A 20830-nucleotide genomic window follows, 5' to 3' on the forward strand; every position below is an offset into this window, starting at 1 on the left:
CATGACCTCCGTCCCCTCCGCGGTGCGGCGGCGACCGGGCCCGGCCCTCGCCGCCCTCTTCCTGGCCGCGTTCGTCATGGGCAGCGCCGAGCTCGTCGTCGTCGGTCTGCTGAAGCTCGTCGCCGGGGACCTCGCCGTGTCCGTGGACACGGCGGGCACCCTGGTCACCGCGTACGCGCTGGGCATCTGCGTCGGCGGTCCGCTGCTGACGGCGTTCACCATCCGGATCCGGCGCCGCACCCTGGTGTGGACGTCCCTGGCCGGCTACGTCGCCGGCAACCTGCTGGCCGCCCTGGCCCCGGGCTTCGGCACGCTGCTCGCGGCCCGGGCCGTCACCGGCGCACTGCAGGGCCTGTTCCTCGGAACGGCGTTCGCGGTGGCCGCCGCCCTGGTGCCGCCCGAGCGGACCGGGCGCGCGATCTCCGTGGTCTTCGGCGGCATCGCCGTCTCCACCGCGCTCGGCGTTCCGCTCGGTACCCTCGCGGCACAGCACCTGGGCTGGCGCGCGGCGTTCACGGCCGTCGTGGTCCTCGGCGCGCTGGCGCTGCTGGCGACGGTGGTGTGTGTCCCGCCGGTCGCCGGCTCGGACACCGACGGCCTGTGGGCGCAGGCCGGACACGCGCTCGCGCCCCGGGTCCTGGCCGTGCTCGGCGTCGGTTTCCTGCTGTTGGGAGGCCAGTTCGCGGCGTTCACCTACATCACGCCGTTCCTGGAGGACGTCACGGGGGTGTCCGGTGCCTGGCTGACCGTGTTCCTCTTCGCCTACGGGGCCGCGACGGCCGCCGGTACGTTCCTGGGCGGCTGGGCCGCGGACCGGGACGCGGCGCGCACACTCGTCGCGGCGAACCTCGCCCTGGTCGTGGCGCTGGCGGTCCTGCATGTCGCTGGCGCCTCTCGGGTCGTGGTGGCCTGCGCCCTCGTGCTGTGGGGGGTGGTCGGGTTCGGCCTGGTCCCCTCACTGCAGTACCGGGTCGGGCTGCTGGCCGGTCCCGGGCGCGACCTCGCCTCGACGCTGCCCGCGTCCGCGGTCAACGCGGGCATCGCGGTGGGGGCGGTGGCCGGTGGCGCGGCCGTCTCGCACGGCGGTGCGGCGGACGCGGTGCTCACCGGACTGCTGGTGTGCGCGGCGGCGCTACCGGCGACCTGGGCGTCCGGACGCCTGCGCCCGACGCCCGAACCACGCCCGCCGACCGCCGCGCCAGAACAACGCTCGCGGGTCGACCGCGACCGCGCGTGATCGCGGCAGCGCGGCACGGCAGCCGCGTACACACCGGTCGACTTACCCGCTCGGGACGGGAGCCGTCGCCGTCGTGCGTGGTGTGCGCGGGGGAGGGACGGCCGGTTGTGGCCGTGGTGGAGCGGGCTACGCAGGGCTGGGCGCTCCCGGGGCGGTTGCGCCTACCCGTGATCGCGGTTCGGCCGGTGGCGGCGGCGTGTACGTGGGTCGGGTTACCCGCTCGGGACCGGGGGCCGTCGGCGTCGTGGGTTGTGTGCGCGGGGGAGCGCCGGCCGGTCGTCGCCGTTGCGGAGCGGACCTCGCACAGGGTTGGGCGCTTGCGGGGCGGGCTGCGGTTGCGTGTGGTCGTGGTTCGGCCGGTGGCGGCGCGGTGTGGTGGGACCGGCGGCGTGTATGTGGGTCGTCGGCGTCGTGGGTTGTGTGCGCGGGGGAGTGCCGTCGGTTGTCGCCGTTGCGGAGCGGGGTTCGCCGGGCTGGGCGCTGCCGGGGCGGTTGCGCCTACCCGTGATCGTGGTTCCGCCGGTGGTGGTGGCCTGTACGCGGGTCGGGTCATCCGCTGGGGACAGGAGTGGTCGACGCCGTGCGGCGTATGCGTACGGCGAGTGCCGCCGGGACCGTCCGTCGTACCCGCACGCTGAACGCTGAGCGTCTTATCCGCAGGGGCAGTTCCCTGGCGAGCTGCGGGGGCTCCGCCTCGCTCACGGCCGCGGCGACTGCGGCGGCGAAGTCGTCGTCCGCGCGCACGAGCCGGGCGTGCTGGAACGTCGCGTGGAGCCGGTGCAGCAGAGCCGGAGCCTCGTCCCCCGTCAGCACCCCGCACACGCCCTTGTCCGTCGCCGCGACGAGCACCGGCCCCAGCGACGAACCCGTCACCGTGTACCGGATGTCCGTCCCGTCGCCGCCCGCACGGTACGCCTTCGGTGTCATGCCGAGGATCTCCGTCGCCGCCGCGTAGAAGTGACCGCCGGAGTTGAACCCCGAGCTGTACATGGCGTCGGCGACGGTCCCGGACAGCGGCAGCGCCTCGCGTACCCGGCGGGCGCGCGCCGCCGCCAGGTAGGCGTGCGGGGTGATGCCGGTGAACGACTTGAACAGGCGGTGGAAGTGGAAGCGGCTGTAACCGACCTCGCGGGCCAGCTCGTTCAGGCTCGGCGGCAGCGGCGCCTCGTCGATGATCCGGCAGGCCCGGGCGACCGCCTCGGCCGCGGCGGCGTGCCGGTGGGAGTCGTCGGGGCAGCAACGGCGGCAAGGGCGGTATCCCTCGGCGCGGGCGTCCTCGGGGGCCGGGAAGAACCGGACGTTCTCGCGTCGGGCCAGCTTCACCGTGCACGAGGGGCGGCTGTACACGCCGGTGGTGACCACCACGTAGCAGAAGTGGCCGTCCGCGCGGGCGTCGCGGTCCCGCACGGCCTGCCAGCGTGCCTCGTCACAGCCGTACAGCGTTGCGGCGGTCGTCGTCACCGTCATGCTCCGTGCCTTCCACTCGTCCAGGAGGTCGTTTCCCATGGCATTTCGGCGGGTCGCGCCGCTGACGGAGGGAAAGGGTCCGCAGGGCGGGGGGCGAGGCATCCGCCACCGCGTCGGCGGCAGCCCCTGGCCGCCGCGATACTCACCAGCTGATGCAGCGGCACGCACCGGGCGGATGCGTTCTGTGACGGCGCAGGACGCCGCGGTCGCGCACGGCCTTGCCGTTGGCGGTGCGGGGCAGCTCCCGCAGCAGGTGGTAACGGTCCGGCGCCGGCGCCCCGTTGAGGAACCGGCGGCACCAGGAGCGCAACTCGTCGCCGTCCAGTTCCGCGCTGCTCGCGACGTGCGCCTCGATCGGGCCGACCCCGAGGACCACCGCGTCCGTGATGTGCCGGTGGGCCCGCAGCACCGACTCGATGCGCAGCAGGTCGACCGAGGCGTCCCCGACACCCTGGACCCTTCCGCGCAGCCGCAGAGCACCGGTATCGGGATCACGCGTGACCAGGTCACGGGTGGACATCCAGCCGCCCGTCCAGGGCGTGTCGTCGTACAGGTACGGAGATTCGGGGACGTGCACCTCCAGCACGCCGCCGACCACACGGGTACGGCTGCCGGGTACCGGAACGCCGACGCCTGCCGGGCCGAAGCGGCCGGTGAGGTCGGCGGCGATGATGCCCGTCTCGGTCGTGCCGTAGGCCTGGCCGACGAGCACCCCGTGGCGGCCGCGGAACACCGCGGGGATCTCCGGCGGCAGGGCGTCTCCGCTCGACACGGCCAGCCGGAGGTGCGGCAGCTCTCCGGGCTCGGCCCGTGCCAGCCGGCGGAAGTGGTGCGGATTGCCCAGCACCACGTGCGCGTCGGCCACCGCCCGCACGGTCGCCTCCGCCGTACGGGCGACCGGCATCACCACGGTCGCCCCCACCGCGAGGGAGTGCAGCACCCCACCGATCAGCCCGAAGGAGTGCGTGAGCGGCTCCAGCACGGACACCCGCTCGCCGTGGCGCGGCATGCCCTCGACGGCGGCGAGCCGGTCCAACTCCTCCAGCAGCGACTGCGGGCTCCTGCCGACCGCCTTGGGGCGCCCGGTGGTTCCCGACGAGAACTGCACGAGGCAGTGCCCGCTCACGCTCGGAGCGCCGCCGGCGTGGCGCCGCACCAGCACCTCGCACTCGTCGACGAAGTCATGGGGCCGCCCGCGGTTCTCGCCGAGCCACACCGAGAACTGTGTCCGCCGCGGCCCGAGCGGGACATCCCGCGACCGGCGGCCGGCCGGCGTCTTCCCCAGCACCACCTGGGCGCCGAGCGACCACAGCGCGAACAGTGTCCACAGGTGCGTGAAACTCGCGTTGCCGTACAGGGCGACCGTGCTCCTCGCCCGGATGCCGTACCGCTCCAGCACGTCGGCCAGCCAGGCCGTCTCGCGGCGCAGTCTGCCGAACGAGACCTCGCGGCCCGCGGCACGTGCCCACACCATGTCGTCGGCGTGGCGGCCGAGCAGCTCGGCACACCACCAGGACCTTTCCGTCATCGCCTCCACCGGACTCCTCGCCCCGGCGCCGGGGCCGCCGCGGCGAGGGCGGCCCCGGACGCCTGTCGCCTACTTCTCGACGCAGAACTCGCCGACCGGCCAGCCCACATGGCGCTTGTCGGTGGCCACGTGACCCAGCAGCTGGTCGCCCTTCTTCAGCTCCGTCACGTTCAGCACCGCCGCACCGGGACCGAGCACCCGCACGTGCCAGTCGTCCTGCACGATCAGGCTGACCTCCACCCCCTCCGGGGAGACGGCCTTGATGCCGAGCAGCGGACGGGACTCCAGCTTGATGCGGCCCACCACGATGCGGCGGGTGCGGCCGTCGGCGCCGACGGCGAGCACCGGACTGCCCGCCTTGAGCTCGCTCAGGTAGTTGGTGCGGTTGTCCGCCCCGAACACATAGCTGTGCAGCGCGCCCGCGTTGATACGGAACGGGCGGGTCGGCATGTACGGCAGCGGGTGCGTCTCGCTCACGCACAGCACGAAGCCGTGCGCGTAGGAGCCGACCAGCATGCCCTCGTCCTTCTCGAAGTGCGTGCACGTGTCGATGCAGACCCGGTCGCCGAGGCCGAGGTGCTCGATCGACTCGACCGTGAGCGTCTGCAGCTGCAGGTCCGGAGTCTTCACCCGCAACATCTCCACCAGCGCGAAGACGTCGTTGGCGGAGCGCGGCGCCACCAGGACGCCCTCGGAACCCTTCTCGAGGACGTCGACGATGATCTGCGCCTCCTCGATGTCGGCGGCCTGGCAGATCAGCTGTCCCGGCGAGGCGTCGGCCGCGGCGATCACGATCTCCAGCGGGATCTTCGTCGGGTCCTTGAACTCCACCACGGTGAAGGGGAGTTCACGTGCCGCGTCACAGGCGAGCTTCAGGGTGGGGTCGTCGACGACGTTCACCCAGGCGGCCGTGTCCTTCTCGCCGCCGCGGTGCAGGTTCTCCAGCACGCCGAGACTGTCGACGTCGACGACCTCGCGCAGCACGATCAGGTCTTCCGGGGCGTCCTCACCGACGCGCCCGCCCGGTGCGAGGACGCGCTTGACGGTGTTCGGCAGCAGGGCGAGGCGCTCCGGGTCGCTGTCGACGATCCCGTCCACCCGCGCGTGGATCGCGGCGTCAACGACCGCCTCGCGGTGTTCGGCGGGCACGGTCCGGAGGTCGATCCAGGCAAACTTCACAACACACCTGCCATCTCGGTCTGCGGCGCGGGCTCGGACGTGAGCTCGCGGTGGTGAATGATTGAGGCCAGTTCCCGGACCGCCTTCTCGGGCGACGGGCTGGTGAACACCCGCCGTCCGACGGCGAGTCCGGCACAACCCAGGTCCATGGCGGTGACCGCGAACTCGTACAGGCTGCGGTCGGTGGTGCCACCGCCCGCCACCACCACCGGCAGCGGCGAGGAGGCGATCACCTCCGCCATGCGCTCGGGTGGAGCGGCGAGCACCGTCTTGACGATGTCGACGCCCAGGTCCGCGGCGATGTTCACCACGTGGGCGACGAGTGTCGGGTCGGTCGGATCGGTCACACGGGGGCCGCGCGGATAGATCATGGCCATGAGCGGCATGCCGTAGCGGTCGCAGGCCGCGGCCACGGCGCCGAGGTCGGCGAGCTGCTCCGCCTCGGTGTCGGAGCCGATGTTCACGTGCACGCTGACCGCGTCAGCGCCCAGCCGGACCGCCTCCTCCACGTCACCGACCAGCACCTTCGCGTTGACGTCGGGTCCGTGCGCGGTGCTCGCGCTGAGGTGCACCACGAGGGAGCACCGTGTGAGCAGCTCCGGCGCGATCATGCGCGCCCGGCCCTTGTGGACGACGACACCGTCGGCGCCGCCGTCCGCGATGGACCGAACCAGATCGCCGAAGTCGGCGGCGGTCGCGACGGGCCCGTCGGACACGGAGTGATCCAGCGGCACAAACAGGAACCGGCCGTCTCCCGGCCGGGACAATCGCGCGAGGCGCACCGATTTACCGGTGAGCGGCATGCTCGACATGACACCCCTCCTCGTTCCTGGTCACAGGGTTCGGATGGGATTCCGCTGCGGGTCCCGGGCTGAACCCTCGCAGTGGCCTCTGAAGAATCGAGCCAGGTGCCCCGGGCCGAGCACGCCGCAAGATGCGGAGTGCCGCGACGCCCGCGGGCTGCCTAGCGTCGCCTGCATCCGCGTGTGATCCGCACGCGACAGCGGGAGGGGAAGCCCCATGACGCACAACAGACAGCAGGTCAGCAGACGGGGGGTGCTCGCGGCGAGCGCCGCGATCGGCGGCGGCGTGCTGCTGCCCGCCGAACAGGCGGTGGCCGCGCCGAAGGAGCTGGTGACCGTCACCCCGGGCGACGCGCGCTACCCGGACCTCGTCCGGGGCTGGAACCAGCGCTACGTCGGCCGGCCCGAGGCGGTCTACGTTCCGCGCTCGACCGCCCAGGTCGCCACCGCCGTCCGGCAGGCGGTCCAGGCCGGCAAGCGGCTCACGGTGCGCAGCGGCGGACACTGCTGGGAGGACTTCGTCTTCAGCCCCGACGTCCAGGCGGTCATCGACATGTCGGCGATGCGGGACGTGGACTTCGACCCGTCCATGAACGCCTTCATGGTGCAGCCGGGCGCCCAGCTCCTCGACGTGTACGAGCGCCTGTACCGCACCTGGGGTGTCATCGTGCCGGCCGGCATGTGCTTCCAGGTCGGGGCGGGCGGCCACGTCAGCGGCGGCGGCTGGGGACTGCTGTGCCGCCGGCTCGGCCTGGTGGTGGACCACCTGTACGCGGTCGAGGTCGTCGTGGTGAACGCCGACAACACCGTGCGCACCGTCGTCGCCACCCGTGAGGACAACGATCCGAACCGGGACCTGTGGTGGGCCCACACGGGCGGGGGCGGCGGCAACTTCGGCGTCGTGACCCGCTACTGGTTCCGCAGTCCCGGAGCGAGCGGCACGGACCCGGCCCGGCTGCTGCCGGCCCCGCCCCCGGAGGTCCTGGTCAGCGCGGTCTCCTGGCAGTGGTCCGACCTCGACGAGCGGTCCTTCACGCGGCTGGTCCGCAACTACGCCGACTGGCACGTACGGCACGCGGCCCCCGACGACCCGACGACCGCCGTGTGCAGCCTGCTCTCCCTCAACCACGTCTCGAACGGAGCCGTGGGCCTGATCACGCACGTCGACGCGAGCGTGCCCGGCGCGGCCCGGCTGCACGACGAGTTCCTCGCGGCCGTCAGCGAGGGCGTCACCGCCGCGTACGGACCGGTCACCACGCGGATGGGCGAGCTGACCGCGCTGCCGGACCTGGCCACCCCTCGCCGCCTCCCCTGGCTGCAGGCGGCCCGCTACCTCGGCACGGCCAACCCCACCACCAACGACCCGACCCAGAAGAGCGACTTCAAGTCGGCCTACATGAAGGCCGGTTTCCCCCAGCGCCAGCTGGCCGCGCTGTACCGCCACCTCACCCGCACGGACCTCGGCAACCCCACCGGCTCGGTCATGCTCAGCTCCTTCGCCGGCCAGGTCTCGGCCGTCGCCCAGGACGCCACGGCGAGCGCACACCGCGATGCCGCGTACAAGCTGGCCTGGATGATCTGGTGGGACGACCCGGCCGAGGAGAAGGACTGCGTGCGCTGGCTGCGCGAGTTCTACACCGACATGTACGGCGACACCGGCGGCGTCCCGGTCCCCGGCGCGGTCACCGACGGCTGCTACGTCAACTACCCCGACGCCGACCTCGGTTCGCCGGAGTTCAACCGCTCGGGCACGCCCTGGCACGATCTGTACTACAAGGGCAACTACCGTCGTCTGCAACGCGTCAAGCAGGCGTACGACCCCGGCAACGTCTTCCGGCACCGTCAGTCGGTGCGGCTGCCGGGCAGCTGAGCCGGCGCCTGCCGGTGCAACCCGTCGGCGCGGGCCGGTGTTCCTCCTGACGTACAGCATCCGAACGGATGCCCACAGTGTCCGTCTAGCACCGCAGGAGCCCCGATGCCGAACAGCCCAGCCGTGGACACCCAGGTCGCCGTCGTCGGCGGCGGGCCCGTCGGCATGCTGCTCGCCCGGGAACTGGCCCTGCTGGGCGTGCGCGTCACCGTCCTGGAGAAACTGTCCGCGCCGACCGGTGAGTCGAAGGCGGGGACGTTGCACGCCCGCACCGCGCAGACCCTGCACCGGCGCGGACTCCTCGAAGCCGTGCAGCCCGGACCGCCCGCCCCGCCGGTGGGCCTTGGACCCGTGCCGTTCCACTTCTCCGGCATGTTCGACCTCGACCTGAGCCGTGTCGTCACCGAGGGCCCCGTGATGGTGGGCAGCCCGCAGGCGTGGGCGCAGGAGGTGTTCGCGGCCGATGCCGAACGACTCGGCGCACGCATCCTGCGCGACCGCGAACTCGTCGGCCTCGACGAGGAAGCGGACGCGATGCGGCTGACCGTACGCGACTCCCGGGGCGCCACCCATACCCTGCGCGCCTCCTGGGTGGTCGGCGCCGACGGCGCCCGAAGCGCCGTTCGCGCACTGACCGGCATCCCGTTCACCGGCACGCCCGCCGGCGTCGGCGCCCTGATCGGGGAGGTCCGCCTGCTGGACCCGGCCCGGGCGCCGCACGGCTGGCAGCGCAACTCGCGGGGCTGGACCCTGGTGTGGCTCAACCTGTACGGACGCAGCCGGGTGTGCACGTACGACTTCCGAGGCCCGCACCCGGACCGGCAGGCACCGGTGACCCTGGACGAGTTCCGGGCGGAGGTGGAGCGGATCGCGGGCCATCCGGTGCCGATGGACTCACCGAGCCGGCTCGCTCGCTTCAGCGACGCCGCCCTGCAGGCCGAGCACTACCGCGTGGGCAGGGTCCTGCTGGCCGGCGACGCGGCGCACGTGCACTTCCCGGCCGGCGGCCAGGGCGTCAACCTCGGCCTGCAGGACGCCGTCAACCTGGGCTGGAAACTCGCCGCCGAGGTGCACGGCTGGGCGCCGCCCGGACTGCTCGACACGTACGAGATCGAGCGCGCGCCCATCGCCGAGGCGGTCCTGGAGAACGTGCGTGCCCAGGTGGCCCTGATGGATCCCGACCCCCGCATGGACTCGCTGCGGACCTTGTTCGCCCGGATGATGCACTTCGACGATGTCAACCAGTTCCTCGGCGGCATGATCAGCGGTGTCGACGTCTACTACGACACCAGCCGCCCCGGCGACCCGCTGGCCGGCCGCTTCGCCCCCGACGTGCTGCTGAAGACCGGCGACTCGGTCACCAGCCTCGCCGAACTCCTCCACAGCGCGCGGCCGTTGCTGCTGCTGCTGACCGACTCGGAGGACTTGCGCAGCGCCGCCGAGCCCTGGCGCTTCCGGGTGAACGTGGTGACGGCGACGGCGGCCGAGCAGATCGGCACCGACGCCCTGCTGGTGCGGCCCGACGGATACATCGCGTGGTCGGCCGTGGGCGAGGCCGGGGACGCGGAAGCGCTGGCCGGGACGCTGGGCTGCTGGTTCGGGGACCCCGCGTAGACGGCGGGGCGCCCGCTCGGTGGAGGCCCGCGACCTTCTCGTCGAGGTGCTCGGGCAGGGGGAGTACTCAGCTGACGGGCACGCTCCTCGCGATGTGCGTCGACAGCACCTCGCGATGGATGTCGAGGGCCGCGGTGGACTTGTTGAGCGTGATGTAGTGCAGGCCGGGCGCGCCCTCGGCGAGGAGACGTCCGGCCATGGCGGTGGCGTGCTCCACGCCGATCCGGTGGCCCTCGGCCGCGTCGTGGCGGGCGCTCTCGAGCCGGTGGGCGAGGTCCTCGGGGAAGGTCGCGTGGGACAGTTCGGCGAAGCGGCGGATCTGCCGGACGTCGGTGGCCGGCATGATCTCCGGGATGATCGGGATGTCGCAGCCGGCCTGGGCCACCCGGTCGCGCAACCGCAGGTAGTCCTCGACGCGGAAGAACATCTGGGTGACGGCGTAGTCGGCGCCCGCCCGGCACTTGGCGACGAAGTGCCGGATGTCGCTGTCCCAGTCCGGCGAGCGCGGGTGCATCTCGGGGAACGCCGCCACACCGATGGTGAAGTCCCCGAGTGAGCGGACGAGTTCGACCAGTTCCCTCGCGTAGGTGAAACCGGCGGGGTGCGGTGTCCAGGGGCCGTTCGGATCGCCGGGTGGATCACCCCGCAGCACCAGCACGTCCCTGATCCCCGCGTCGGCGTACTGGCCGATGATGTGCCGCAGTTCGGCCACCGAATGCCCTACGGCCGTCAGGTGGGCGACGGGCCGCAGGGTGGTCTCGGCGGCGAGGCGCCGGGTGACCTCGACGGTCCGCTCACGCGACGATCCGCCGGCGCCGTAGGTGACGGACACGAAGGTGGGGGAGAGGGACTCGACGCGGCGAACGGCGTTCCACAGGGCGCGCTCGCCCTGGTCGGTCCTGGGCGGGAAGAACTCGAACGAGAACGAGGGAACGCCACCCGCCGGCTTGTCGAACAGCCCGCTCATGACAGCCCCACCAGGCGCGGCTCCATCTCACGGGCCGCGTCGTGCCCGTACGCACGCTCGACCCGTTCGGTCAGATCCACCGCGAGCAGCTTGTACTCCTGGGTTCCGACCGTTTCCAGGACGATCGACGCCAGCGCACAGCCGAGCCGCGCCGCCCGCTCCTCGGGCCAGTCCCAGCTCAGGCCGGCGAGGAATCCGGAGCGGAACGCGTCCCCCACCCCGGTGGGGTCGGCGATCCTCGCGGTGTGGACGGCGGCCACGTCCAGCCGGGGCTGACCGCACCGCGCCAAGGAGACGCCGTCCCCGCCCCGGGTGGTGATCCATGTACCGACACGTTGGAGGATGTGCCGTTCGCTCCATCCGGTTCGCTCCCGCAGCAGGGCGGACTCGTACTCGTTGGTGAACAGCAGGTGCGCGCCGTCCACGAGGCGACGGGCCTGGGTGGCGTCCAGGCGGGCAAGCTGCTGCGAGGGATCGGCGGCCAGGCGGGTGCCGGTTCGACGGGCGGTCTCGGTGTGGCGCAGCATCGCCTCCGGGGCGTCGGCGCCGACGAGCACCAGGTCGAACCCGCCGCAGCGGGCCGCGGCCGCGGCAAGGTCGATCTTCGCGGCGTCCGCCATGGCACCGGCATAGAAGGTGGCGATCTGGTTCTGCGCCTCGTCCGTCGTGCACACGAACCGGGCGGTGTGCAGTGTCTCGCTGATCCTGACGGAGTCCGTGTCCACGCCGGCGGCGCGCAGCCAGGCCCCGTACTCGGCGAAGTCGACGCCGGCGGCGCCGATCAGACGCGGGGTCAGTCCGAGCCGCGCGAGTCCGAAGGCGATGTTGGCGGCGACACCGCCGCGCCGCACGTCCAGACGGTCGACGAGAAAGGAGAGGGACACCTGTTCCAAGCGGTCGGCGATCAGTTGGTCGGTGAACCGACCGGGGAAGGACATCAGATGGTCGGTGGCTATCGAGCCGGTCACGGCGATTCGCACGACGGTCTCTCCTTGAACCCGGGGTCGAAGGGCGCGGCCCGACCCGGCGGCCGAGTCGCGTGGGACTGCCCGGCACGAAAGCCTGCCGTGCGCCGCTGAAGCGCCGGTCGAAGTCACCCGCCCGCCGGCTGCGGGGCGGACGTCCTGATACCGCTGGTAACGACCGCCCGGGATGATGCAGAGTGCCTTCGTGGACAGACGACGGCTGGACGACACTGCCCCCGCGGCGGCGCAACGCGGATACACGATGATCGGCAGCGACGGGAGGCCGTATCGCAGCGAAGTGGCCGGCCGGTTCGGCGGCTACCGGCGCGGACGGATCTATGGACGGCTGGACTGTCCCTCCGCTCTGCGGCACATCGCCCGCGGGAACTACGTACGCCACCGAGTGTTCTTCGCGGACGAGGCGACCGCCGTCGCGGCGGGATACCGGCCGTGCGCGGTCTGCCTTCCCGAACGCCACCGGGCGTGGCGCACGGGGGAGTCGTCATGAACGAGCGCTCTCCCCGGCTGCTTCCGGCGGCCCTCTCCGACTACGCGCCCTGGCCCGAGGTCCGGCCGCACACCGGCCGCGAACTCGCGCGGCTGCTCGCGCTGCTGGAAGGCGGTGGGTTCCGCGGAGGCGGTGTCGCGCTGGGGCATGGCCGGGACGCCGCGTCCAGGGACGCCGCCGCGGCGTTCGCCCACGCCTGGCAGGGGAGCGGCGGGTGGCTGGCCGAGGTGGTCGACTGGCCGGAGGACGCCGCGTCCTGGCTGCGCCAGGCCCGCCGGCTGACCCGCGCCGAGCCGGACGCCTGGGTGGTGGCCGCGGGGTCGGCCGGCTGGGCCCAGATGAGCCGCCGACTGCGGCACAGCACCGATTGGGACCCGCGCCGCACGTTCGGCTTCGCGTCCGCGGGCGACTCGCGGCTGGCGACCGCCGCGGGTCCGGGGGTACTGGACGGCATGCGCGGCGCGACGGCGGACGGCAGGGTGTGGGTGATCCGCCGGGGCTGGCTGGTGGAGTCCGACGACGAGTGACCGTCGGTCGCGGCCGGAGGCGGGGGGAATCCTCGCAAGGGGTACCCGGAAAGGTCCGCCGCCCACGAGGGGCCTGCCGCTGTCCTTCGTACGGCCGTTGTCACTCGTACGGCTGATGTGGAGGACCCCCGGACCGACACGGCCGGTGACATTCACGGGGGTACTGCCGGCGGCGGCGGAGAGCCCGCGGTGGGCTCCGTGGGCTGACCGCGACCGGGGAAAACGGACGACGAGCGGACAGTCGTACGGACGGCGGGGGCCGGGGAGCAGGGGGCTCCCCGGCCCCCGCCGTCTGTTTGTGAACGGTTCTGACCAGCTCTGATCGAGTGAGCGGAGGAAGGGAACGGGCGTCCGAAAGGCTTGTCGGTCTGCCGTGCCAGGTCTCATACCAGAGCGGGGCGCCGTGTGGGGGAGTTTGTCAACTGCCCACCGCACCTGATGCGTTGCCGACTACTGTGAGTGGCCGCCGGGCGACACAGGGCCGTTTTCTTCGGCTCCCGACCGGCACCGCGATGGCACATGCCCGAGTCGCGCAGACGCGCGACATCCAGGTCCCGAAGGTCCCGACGCACCAGTACGAGGACGAAGATGTCTCACCTCCGAGCACCGGCCCCCCGCGCAGACCGCCGTGAGGGCGGACGGCACGGTCGGCCGGTCGCCCGTACCGTCCCCTCACTGCCCGAGACCCACATACGGCCCCAGCTGGTGCGGCTCGCCGTGCTGCCGCCGCTCGCGGTCGCCCTCAGCGCCTGCGCGGCCGTCCTGTTCCTCGTCCGCTCCAGCGGGGTGCGGCCCACCCTCACCCTGTTCGCCGTGCTCGCCGGGGCGGTCGGCGTGGCCCTCGGTGGCATCGTGATCGCCCTGGTCGCAGCCGACCGCACCGCCAGATCCGTGGGAGAGCGTGTCGGCGCCCTGCGTCAGACCAGCGCCCGCAGCGAAGCGGAGTTGCGGGCCCTGGTCGAGGCGTTGCGCAGGGGCGACGCCCCGCCCGCGCGCAGGCCGCGCGGTGAACCGGCGGCCGACGCCGACGACTTCGAGCTCCTCGGCGCCGACCTCGCCCGCGCACACGACGGCGCCGTCACCGCCGTCGTCCAGGCCTCGCAGCTGTCCAGCCAGGCGGGCAGCGAACAGAAGGTCGAGGTCTTCGTCAACCTCGCCCGGCGCCTTCAGTCGCTCGTGCACCGCGAGATCTCCATCCTCGACGAGCTCGAACACGAGATCGAGGACCCCGACCTGCTCAAGGGCCTCTTCCACGTCGACCACCTCGCCACCCGCATCCGCCGGCACGCCGAGAACCTCGCCGTCCTCGGCGGCGCCGTCTCCCGCCGCCAGTGGAGCAACCCGGTCTCCATGACCGAGGTGCTGCGCTCGGCCATCGCGGAGGTCGAGCAGTACTCGCGCGTCAAGCTCGTGCCCCCGATCGACGGCACCCTGCGCGGACACGCCGTCGCGGACGTCATCCACCTGCTCGCCGAACTCGTCGAGAACGCCACCCTGTTCTCCGCGCCGCACACCCAGGTGCTGCTGCGCGCCAACCTCGTGACCTCGGGGCTCGCCGTCGAGGTCGAGGACCGCGGCCTCGGCATGCCCGTGGACGAGCAGCACAAGATGAACGCGCTGCTCACCGACCCCGACCAGGTCAATGTCGCCAGCCTGCTCCAGGACGGCCGCATCGGGCTCTTCGTGGTCTCCCAGCTCGCCCGCCGGCACGGCATCCACGTCCGCCTGCAGACCAACATCTACGGCGGAGTGCAGGCCGTACTCGTCGTGCCGCAGGGGCTGCTGGGCACCGCCGCGGGGCAGGGCGCCCCCGTGGCCGTACCGCAGCCGCGCCCCCAGGCGACGCCGCAGCCCCGGACGCAGACCCAGGCCCAGATCCAGGAGACCGGGGGCATGCGGAGGGTGGCCGAGCCGCCCCGGCAACGTCCTTCGGCCGCCGGCCGCGAGGGACGGTCCCCGGCACCCGGCACGCAGCCCGGCGGCCCGGCGAGCCGCCGTCCGGAGGCACCCGTCCGCCCCGCCGCACCGGCGCCGAACGGCCGGGGCCCGGCGCCGCTGCCCGTACGCGGGGCGCACCTCGAGCGGCCCAACCCCGCGGAGGCGACGCCCGGCATCCGCCCCGACGACCGGCGGACCGTCGCGGACCACACGAGCACGCCGCCCACCCCCCGCAACAACAGCGCCGTGCGCGGCACCATGGGCAAGCCCCAACTGCCCCGCCGCCGCGCGCAGGAACACATCGCACCCCAACTGCGCGGCGGCCCGGCGGCTCCCCGCCCGGAGAGCGAACAGGTCGTCGAACACGATCCCGGCCTCATGGCCGCCTTCCAGCGCGGCATCGGACTCGCCGAGGCCCGCCAACTGGAGGCGGACTACACGGACCCGGCGGTGGCGGCGATGGAGCGGGAGTACGAGGCGCGGTACGGGGACCGGGCGCGTGCGGAAGTCCCCTCCGGGCAACCGGCGTCCCCGCAGCCGCCGTACGTGGAGCCCGCGTACCCGGCCGACTCGGGGGAGCGGGCGCGTGCGGAAGTGCCCTCCGGGCTACCGGCGTCGCCGCAGCCGCCGTACGTGGAGCCCGCGTACCCGGCCGACTCGGGGGAGCGGGCGCGTGCGGAAGTGCCCTCCGGGCTACCGGCGTCCCCGCAGCCCTCGTACGCGGAGCCCGCGTACCCGGCCGACTCGGGAGCCGCGCCCCTGGAACCCGCGTCCATGGAACGGGTGTCGCCGAGGGCGACCGGGCCCGGCCTGACCCCGGCGGCTCCGGACACGAGCCGTACCGATGCCGCCGCGGGCCACCGGGACTCTGCGGAGGCCGTTGACGGCAGCGGCTTCATCGCCGTACCGCCCCCGGACACCTCCCCCATACCCGAGGCGCACCGGCTGCGCGCGCCCGGACACGACCTGGACCTCACTGCCCGGCACGACGGGAGCGCACCGGCCGGATGACCATCCCCCACAGCACCATCCCCCGCACCACCAGTCCTGCCCCCACCCCCAGCGCTCCCGCAGACCTTCGTACCCCAAGGAGTCGATCCACCATGGCGAGCGATGTGCCGACCGGCCAGGTATCCGACCTCGACTGGCTGATGAGCGGCCTCGTCCAGCGCGTACCGCACACCACGAGCGCGGTACTCCTGTCCTGCGACGGACTCGTCAAGTCCGTGCACGGACTCGACCCGGACAGCGCCGACCACATGGCCGCCCTGGCCTCCGGTCTCTACTCCCTCGGACGCAGCGCGGGCGTCCGGTTCGGGGACGGCGGTGAGGTCCGGCAGGTCGTCGTCGAACTCGACTCGACCCTGCTGTTCGTCACCACCGCGGGCTCCGGCACCTGTCTCGCCGTGCTCGCGGGCCGGGAGGCCGATGCCGCGGTGCTCGGGTACGAGATGGCGATGCTGGTCAAGAGCGTCCGTCCGTATCTGATGACCGCGCCCCGGCAGTCCGCCGTCGAACCGTCGGCGATGAGGCCTTGAGCGTGACGGCGGCCGGCGACGGGCCCTGGCTCGACGACGCGGCCGGACGGCTCGTGCGCCCCTACACCGTCAGCAACGGTCGGACCCGGCCGTCCACCGCCCTCGACCTCATGTCCCAGGTGATGGCCACCGGGGCCACCCCTCTCGGCTACCTCGGCCCCGAACACGCAACTGCACTCGACCTGTGCCGGGTGCCCGTGTCGGTCGCCGAGATGGCCGCCCATCTGAAGCTGCCGGCGGCGGTCACCAAGGTGTTGCTCTCCGACCTCGTCGACTGCGGGGCGCTCACCACCAAACCGCCCGAGTTCTACCACAACCCCACTGACCGGTCTCTTCTGGAGGCAGTGCTCGATGGACTACGACGACAGCTCTGATCCCTTCCCCACCGCCTTGAAGATCCTGGTGGCGGGCGGGTTCGGAGTCGGCAAGACGACCCTGGTCGGCGCGGTGAGCGAGATCGCGCCGCTCAGTACGGAGGAACTGCTCACCACGGTGAGTGCCTCGACCGACAGTCTCGAAGGCATCGAGAACAAGGTCGAGACCACCGTGGCGATGGACTTCGGCCGCATCACCCTGGACCCGCAACACGTCCTCTATCTGTTCGGCACGCCCGGACAGGAGCGGTTCTGGTTCATGTGGGACGAGCTCTCCGAGGGCGCGCTCGGCGCGGTGATCCTCGCCGACACCCGGCGCCTGGAGGACTGCTTCGCGGCCGTCGACTTCTTCGAACAGCGCGGCCTCGGCTTCATCGTGGCGATCAACGAGTTCGACGGCTCGTACCGCTACGACCCCGAGGAGGTGCGCGCCGCGATCGACCTGGACCCCGACATCCCGATCGTGCGCTGCGACGCCCGTATCTCCAGTTCGGGCGTGCAGACCCTGCTCACTCTCGTACGGCATCTGCTCGCCCACGCGCCCGCGCCCGCACCCAGCGCCCACAGTGAGGGAGCCCGCCCATGAGCTACGACCCGCCACGCCCGGCCGGTCGTCTGCTGCTGACTCCCGAGGACAGCGAGGCTCCCGCCCGCACCCGGCGGCTGCACGGCCTCGGCCTCGGGGAACGGCCCGAGCCGGCCCTCGACGCCTTCGCGGACCGGCTCGCGGAGCTGGTGGGCACGCCGTACGCGATGGTCAACTTCATCGGTGAGGAACGGCAGTTCTTCGCCGGACTCCATGTCCCCGGCGACGCCGACACCGCGGGCCGTCGCGCGGCCGGTGCCGACTCCGACGAGGTGAAGCCGTGCGTGGGCCGGCGGCTGCCGCGCGATCACGGGTTCTGCCCGCATGTGGTGGTGCGGCGCAAGGCGCTCGTCCTGGAGGACGTCCGGGACTATCCGCGGTTCGCGGGCAACCCCGTCGTCGACGAGTTCGGCATCCACTCCTATCTGGGCGCGCCGCTCATCGACAGCACGGGCATGGCGCTGGGCACGGTGTGTGTCGCCGCCTTCGAGCCGCGCCCGTGGGGGAGGGCGGGCCTCGAGACCATCAAGGCGATGGCGGCGGAACTGGTGGGGCGACTCGCGCCGGGAGGGTGACTCGGTGGATCACACGGAGACCGTCTCGCCGTCCGGGAACATGATCAGGGCGCGGCCCTCCTCGGTCACCGCGCACGACACCGCCTCCCGCAGGGCCTGCGGATGCACGGTGTCCCGGGTCAGCGCGACCAGGGTCACGAACAGCCTGGTCGCTCCCGGTGATTCGGCCGCGCGCTGGAGGTAGGGCGTCGCCGAGTGCGGCCCGAAGGCGTTCGCGTCGACCTCCCGGGCCACGCCCGTCGCGTCGTCCCAGCCGTGCAGGGCGACGACCACACTGGTCAGCCCCGAGCCGGTACGGGTCAGGGCCCAGCCGTCACCCCGCTCGGCCCTGGGCAGGGCGGTGTCGGCCACCGCGTACCCGCCCTCGCGGACCGCCGCGTCGGCCGGCGCCTGGACCCGGTGCACGCGGATCTCCCAGGTACCGTGCAGCAGGCTTGTCGACTCGACCCGGAACTCCCCTTCGAAACCCGGGAGTTCGGCTTCGCACCGGGAGGCCGCAACCCGTCCCGAACAGTGCAGCGGAAGGATTCTGCGCCGACGCGACGCCGTGCCGTCGGGGGCGAGGAGCGCGAGGTGACCGTCCACGTTCCGCTCCCAGGCCACCGAGCCCGTCTCCGGCGCGGTGGCCGTCGAGTAGCCGAACTTGGCGTAGTGCGGATCGTCGTCGGCGGGTCCCTCCATCGGATTGCGATCACTGCCGTGGTTGACGAGGCGCACGATGCCGTCGTGCCGGGTGCCGTGCAGCAGCCACCCCGGCCCCGGCAGCGCCGTGTACTGGTCGGACTCCTCGACGGGCAGCGGGCGTTCGTGAGCGGTCCACACCGCGTGCTCCGGCGGGAGCAGCAGCCCCAGGAAGGCCATGCTCGACCAGTACGGCGATCCGGGCCCCGAGTGCGCCTGGGTCGCCGGCAGGAACGTGCCGTACCAGCCCAGTGGCTGCAGCCCGCGCTCGTCGGGCACCCCGCGCTCCACGAAGTGCGCCACCGCGCCCGAGGCAAGCCGACGGGTCAGCCCCGGCGCCAGGGGAGTGCACTCCGCCAGCGCGCCCAGCCAGACGGGAGCCGTCGCGGCGAAACGGTACGTCAGGTTGCGCCCCTGGTGGACGGGGGCGCCGTCCGCGCCGAAGAAGTGGGGGTAGGAGGCGAGGAACTGGGCGAGCCGACGCCGGTGGACCCGGCCGCGGCCGCCGTCCTCGCCGCCTGTCATCCGGGCCCAGAGCAGCGGATAGATGTGCAGTGCCCAGCCGACGTGGTGGTCGAACGTACGGCCGTCGCCGTCGCTGTACCAGCCGCCGCCGACATACCAGTCGTCCATCCGGTCGAGTCCGCCGTCTATGTCCTCCTGGCGGTGCGGCGCGCCCACCGACGCCAGGAACTGTTCGGCGACCACCTGGCACAGCCGCCCGCTGTCGTCCCGGGTACGGCGGCCCACGAAACCCCACAGCCAGTCGACGATCCGCTCCTGCACGTCCACGTCGAGCCGGTCCCAGATCCACGGGCGGGTCTCGTGCAGCCCGATGGCGATCGAGGCCGCCTCGGTCATCGGCTGGGAGCAGTCGGTGAGTTCGGGCCAGGCCTCGCCGCTGTCACGGTCCGTGCCCGTTGTCAGACCCCGGGCGTAGCGTTCCACGAGACGGGGATCGGCTTCGCCCGCCGCTCCCGCGATCCGGAAGGAGGCCAGCAGAAACGACCTCGCGAAGCCCTCGAGTCCGTCCGCCACCACGCCGGCGGAGGAGCTGCGGCCCGGCAGCCGGTACTGCGCGAGACCCGGCGTCGCGTAGGGGACCAGCGCCGCCAACTGCCGGTCTGCAAGCGTCTCCCAGTGTGCCCGGGTCCAGCCGGTGAACAGCGACAGGACCCGGTCGTTGGGCGGGAGCGCCAAGTGCGGTGCGGGCATGACGGGTTCCTGACTCCTTCGATGGGCCCCGGCGGGGTCTCACATGGGGATTCGCGCGATTCTCAGAAGGGATACGGCTGATGGTTCCGGTCGGATCAACACGTGAAGGAAAGCTGCGGCGGAGCTTAAGAAATCCTCGATGGACCGGCGAGCCGTCGTACGGCAGATTTCTTCTCGCGTTCATGCCCTGCCACGGGCCCTCACCCACAGGAGCCGCTGCCTTGAAAGCGCTGGTCAAGAAGAAGGCGGAGCCCGGGCTGTGGCTCGCGGACGTACCGGAACCGGCAGTCGGCCACGGTGACGTACTGATCAAGGTGCTCAGGACCGGGATCTGCGGCACCGACCTGCACATCCGCGCCTGGGACGGCTGGGCGCGACAGGCGATCCGTACGCCACTGATCGTCGGGCACGAGTTCGTCGGCGAGGTCGTCGGAGTCGGCCGCGATGTCACCCACATCGGTGTCGGCGACCGGGTCAGCGGCGAGGGGCACCTCGTGTGCGGCCGGTGCCGCAACTGTCTCGCCGGGCGCCGTCATCTGTGCCGAGCCACGGTGGGACTCGGTGTCGGCCGGGACGGTGCCTTCGCCGAGTACGTGGCGTTGCCCGCCGCCAACGTGTGGGTGCACCGCGTGCCCGTCGACCTCGACGTGGCGGCGATCTTCGACCCGTTCGGCAACGCCGTGCACACGGCTCTGTCCTTCCCGCTGGTGGGCGAGGACGTCCTGATCACCGGGGCCGGCCCGATCGGGCTGATGGCGGTGGCGGTCGCCCGGCACGCGGGGGCGCGGAACGTCGTCGTCACCGACGTCAGCGAGGAGCGGCTCGAACTGGCACGCAAGATCGGCGCGAGCCTGGCGCTGAACGTCTCCGGCGCGACCGTCGCCGACGGACAGCGCGCCCTCGGGCTGCGCGAGGGCTTCGACATCGGCCTGGAGATGTCCGGCCGCCCGGAGGCCCTGCGCGACATGATCGCCAACATGACGCACGGCGGACGGATCGCCATGCTCGGCCTGCCGTCCGAGGAGTTTCCGGTCGACTGGTCCCGGATCGTCACCTCCATGATCACGATCAAGGGCATCTACGGTCGGGAGATGTTCGAGACCTGGTACGCGATGTCCGTACTGCTGGAGGGCGGCCTCGACCTCGCCCCGGTCATCACCGGCCGCTACGACCACCGCGACCACGAGGCCGCGTTCGCGGACGCGGCGAGCGGCCGGGGCGGCAAGGTCATCCTCGACTGGACCACCTAACTCCCTCA

18 protein-coding genes are annotated in these 20830 nt (G+C 72.6%); 11 read left to right on the forward strand and 7 right to left on the reverse strand.

From position 1 onward, the window contains the following. Position 1 precedes the first annotated feature (1 nt). The gene (locus tag PV396_RS06725) at positions 2 to 1237 is read left to right on the forward strand and encodes an MFS transporter (protein ID WP_319201416.1); all 1236 of its coding nucleotides are present in this window, start codon (positions 2 to 4) and stop codon (positions 1235 to 1237) included. 549 nt (positions 1238 to 1786) lie between these two features. Here PV396_RS06725 and PV396_RS06730 read toward each other — a convergent pair. From PV396_RS06730 to PV396_RS06745, 4 genes are all read right to left on the reverse strand, one after another. Further along, on the reverse strand, positions 1787 to 2743 hold the full coding sequence (locus PV396_RS06730) for a bifunctional transcriptional activator/DNA repair enzyme AdaA (RefSeq protein ID WP_319201418.1): 957 nt from the start codon (positions 2741 to 2743) through the stop codon (positions 1787 to 1789). A 103-nt stretch (positions 2744 to 2846) separates the two neighbouring features. Then, a complete protein-coding gene (locus PV396_RS06735; RefSeq protein WP_319201420.1) occupies positions 2847 to 4232 on the reverse strand; it encodes a fatty acid--CoA ligase family protein in 1386 nt (461 codons plus the stop codon). 69 nt (positions 4233 to 4301) lie between these two features. Continuing rightward, positions 4302 to 5411 carry a 3-dehydroquinate synthase II gene (locus PV396_RS06740; protein WP_319201422.1) on the reverse strand — a complete coding sequence of 370 codons (1110 nt, stop codon included), beginning with the start codon at positions 5409 to 5411 and terminating at the stop codon, positions 4302 to 4304. Further along, a complete protein-coding gene (locus PV396_RS06745) occupies positions 5408 to 6214 on the reverse strand; it encodes a 2-amino-3,7-dideoxy-D-threo-hept-6-ulosonate synthase (protein WP_319202280.1) in 807 nt (268 codons plus the stop codon). The genes PV396_RS06740 and PV396_RS06745 overlap by 4 nt, the downstream gene beginning before the upstream one ends. Before the next feature lie 217 nt (positions 6215 to 6431). On the opposite strand from PV396_RS06745, the gene PV396_RS06750 reads away from it, so the two are divergent. Continuing rightward, positions 6432 to 8084 (forward strand): FAD-binding oxidoreductase, encoded by a 1653-nt coding sequence (locus tag PV396_RS06750; protein ID WP_319201424.1) that lies wholly within the window; start codon positions 6432 to 6434, stop codon positions 8082 to 8084. 105 nt (positions 8085 to 8189) lie between these two features. Continuing rightward, complete coding sequence (locus PV396_RS06755; protein WP_319201427.1) at positions 8190 to 9698, forward strand: FAD-dependent monooxygenase; 1509 nt, start codon at positions 8190 to 8192, stop codon at positions 9696 to 9698. Between the two features lie 67 nt (positions 9699 to 9765). Here PV396_RS06755 and metF read toward each other — a convergent pair whose 3' ends face one another. Together metF and PV396_RS06765 are read right to left on the reverse strand one after the other, a co-directional pair. Next, positions 9766 to 10665 carry a methylenetetrahydrofolate reductase [NAD(P)H] gene (gene metF / locus PV396_RS06760; protein ID WP_319201429.1) on the reverse strand — a complete coding sequence of 300 codons (900 nt, stop codon included), beginning with the start codon at positions 10663 to 10665 and terminating at the stop codon, positions 9766 to 9768. After that, the gene (locus tag PV396_RS06765; RefSeq protein WP_319201431.1) at positions 10662 to 11645 is read right to left on the reverse strand and encodes a carbohydrate kinase family protein; all 984 of its coding nucleotides are present in this window, start codon (positions 11643 to 11645) and stop codon (positions 10662 to 10664) included. Before PV396_RS06765 ends, metF begins: the two co-directional genes overlap by 4 nt. 190 nt (positions 11646 to 11835) lie before the next feature. Between PV396_RS06765 and PV396_RS06770 the strand changes: the two genes are divergently transcribed. From PV396_RS06770 to PV396_RS06800, 7 genes are all read left to right on the forward strand, one after another. Then, positions 11836 to 12138 carry an Ada metal-binding domain-containing protein gene (locus PV396_RS06770; protein ID WP_319201433.1) on the forward strand — a complete coding sequence of 101 codons (303 nt, stop codon included), beginning with the start codon at positions 11836 to 11838 and terminating at the stop codon, positions 12136 to 12138. Further along, positions 12135 to 12665, forward strand: coding sequence for an ABC transporter substrate-binding protein (locus PV396_RS06775; RefSeq protein ID WP_319201435.1), 531 nt, complete (start codon positions 12135 to 12137; stop codon positions 12663 to 12665). Before PV396_RS06770 ends, PV396_RS06775 begins: the two co-directional genes overlap by 4 nt. Before the next feature lie 588 nt (positions 12666 to 13253). Beyond that, positions 13254 to 15614 carry an ATP-binding protein gene (locus PV396_RS06780; RefSeq protein ID WP_319201437.1) on the forward strand — a complete coding sequence of 787 codons (2361 nt, stop codon included), beginning with the start codon at positions 13254 to 13256 and terminating at the stop codon, positions 15612 to 15614. A gap of 92 nt (positions 15615 to 15706) precedes the next feature. Next, positions 15707 to 16141: a roadblock/LC7 domain-containing protein gene (locus PV396_RS06785; RefSeq protein WP_319201439.1), complete on the forward strand. Its 435-nt coding sequence runs from the start codon at positions 15707 to 15709 to the stop codon at positions 16139 to 16141. A gap of 2 nt (positions 16142 to 16143) precedes the next feature. Then, positions 16144 to 16515 (forward strand): DUF742 domain-containing protein, encoded by a 372-nt coding sequence (locus tag PV396_RS06790; protein ID WP_319201441.1) that lies wholly within the window; start codon positions 16144 to 16146, stop codon positions 16513 to 16515. Then, positions 16493 to 17101 (forward strand): GTP-binding protein, encoded by a 609-nt coding sequence (locus tag PV396_RS06795; protein WP_319201443.1) that lies wholly within the window; start codon positions 16493 to 16495, stop codon positions 17099 to 17101. The genes PV396_RS06790 and PV396_RS06795 overlap by 23 nt, the downstream gene beginning before the upstream one ends. Continuing rightward, on the forward strand, positions 17098 to 17676 hold the full coding sequence (locus PV396_RS06800; protein ID WP_319201445.1) for a GAF domain-containing protein: 579 nt from the start codon (positions 17098 to 17100) through the stop codon (positions 17674 to 17676). Before PV396_RS06795 ends, PV396_RS06800 begins: the two co-directional genes overlap by 4 nt. Positions 17677 to 17685: 9 nt before the next feature. Here the strand turns inward: PV396_RS06800 and PV396_RS06805 are convergent, their stop codons facing one another. Then, positions 17686 to 19572 (reverse strand): DUF2264 domain-containing protein, encoded by a 1887-nt coding sequence (locus tag PV396_RS06805; RefSeq protein ID WP_319201447.1) that lies wholly within the window; start codon positions 19570 to 19572, stop codon positions 17686 to 17688. Between the two features lie 221 nt (positions 19573 to 19793). Here PV396_RS06805 and tdh point away from each other — a divergent pair, with 221 nt between their 5' ends. Further along, positions 19794 to 20822, forward strand: a complete 1029-nt coding sequence (gene tdh, locus PV396_RS06810) for an L-threonine 3-dehydrogenase (RefSeq protein ID WP_319201449.1) — start codon at positions 19794 to 19796, stop codon at positions 20820 to 20822. The last annotated feature ends 8 nt before the right edge of the window (positions 20823 to 20830 follow it).

The organism is Streptomyces sp. ME02-8801-2C (assembly GCF_033793965.1).
Lineage (GTDB): Bacteria > Actinomycetota > Actinomycetes > Streptomycetales > Streptomycetaceae > Streptomyces.

Coding starts and splice junctions, on each gene's coding strand:
- PV396_RS06725 (WP_319201416.1), top strand. CDS start 2: ATGACCTCCGTCCCCTCCGCGGTGCGGCGGCGACCGGGCCCGGCCCTC.
- PV396_RS06730 (WP_319201418.1), bottom strand. CDS start 2,743: ATGGGAAACGACCTCCTGGACGAGTGGAAGGCACGGAGCATGACGGTG.
- PV396_RS06735 (WP_319201420.1), bottom strand. CDS start 4,232: ATGACGGAAAGGTCCTGGTGGTGTGCCGAGCTGCTCGGCCGCCACGCC.
- PV396_RS06745 (WP_319202280.1), bottom strand. CDS start 6,214: ATGCCGCTCACCGGTAAATCGGTGCGCCTCGCGCGATTGTCCCGGCCG.
- PV396_RS06750 (WP_319201424.1), top strand. CDS start 6,432: ATGACGCACAACAGACAGCAGGTCAGCAGACGGGGGGTGCTCGCGGCG.
- PV396_RS06755 (WP_319201427.1), top strand. CDS start 8,190: ATGCCGAACAGCCCAGCCGTGGACACCCAGGTCGCCGTCGTCGGCGGC.
- metF (WP_319201429.1), bottom strand. CDS start 10,665: ATGAGCGGGCTGTTCGACAAGCCGGCGGGTGGCGTTCCCTCGTTCTCG.
- PV396_RS06775 (WP_319201435.1), top strand. CDS start 12,135: ATGAACGAGCGCTCTCCCCGGCTGCTTCCGGCGGCCCTCTCCGACTAC.
- PV396_RS06780 (WP_319201437.1), top strand. CDS start 13,254: ATGTCTCACCTCCGAGCACCGGCCCCCCGCGCAGACCGCCGTGAGGGC.
- PV396_RS06785 (WP_319201439.1), top strand. CDS start 15,707: ATGGCGAGCGATGTGCCGACCGGCCAGGTATCCGACCTCGACTGGCTG.
- PV396_RS06795 (WP_319201443.1), top strand. CDS start 16,493: ATGGACTACGACGACAGCTCTGATCCCTTCCCCACCGCCTTGAAGATC.
- PV396_RS06800 (WP_319201445.1), top strand. CDS start 17,098: ATGAGCTACGACCCGCCACGCCCGGCCGGTCGTCTGCTGCTGACTCCC.
- PV396_RS06805 (WP_319201447.1), bottom strand. CDS start 19,572: ATGCCCGCACCGCACTTGGCGCTCCCGCCCAACGACCGGGTCCTGTCG.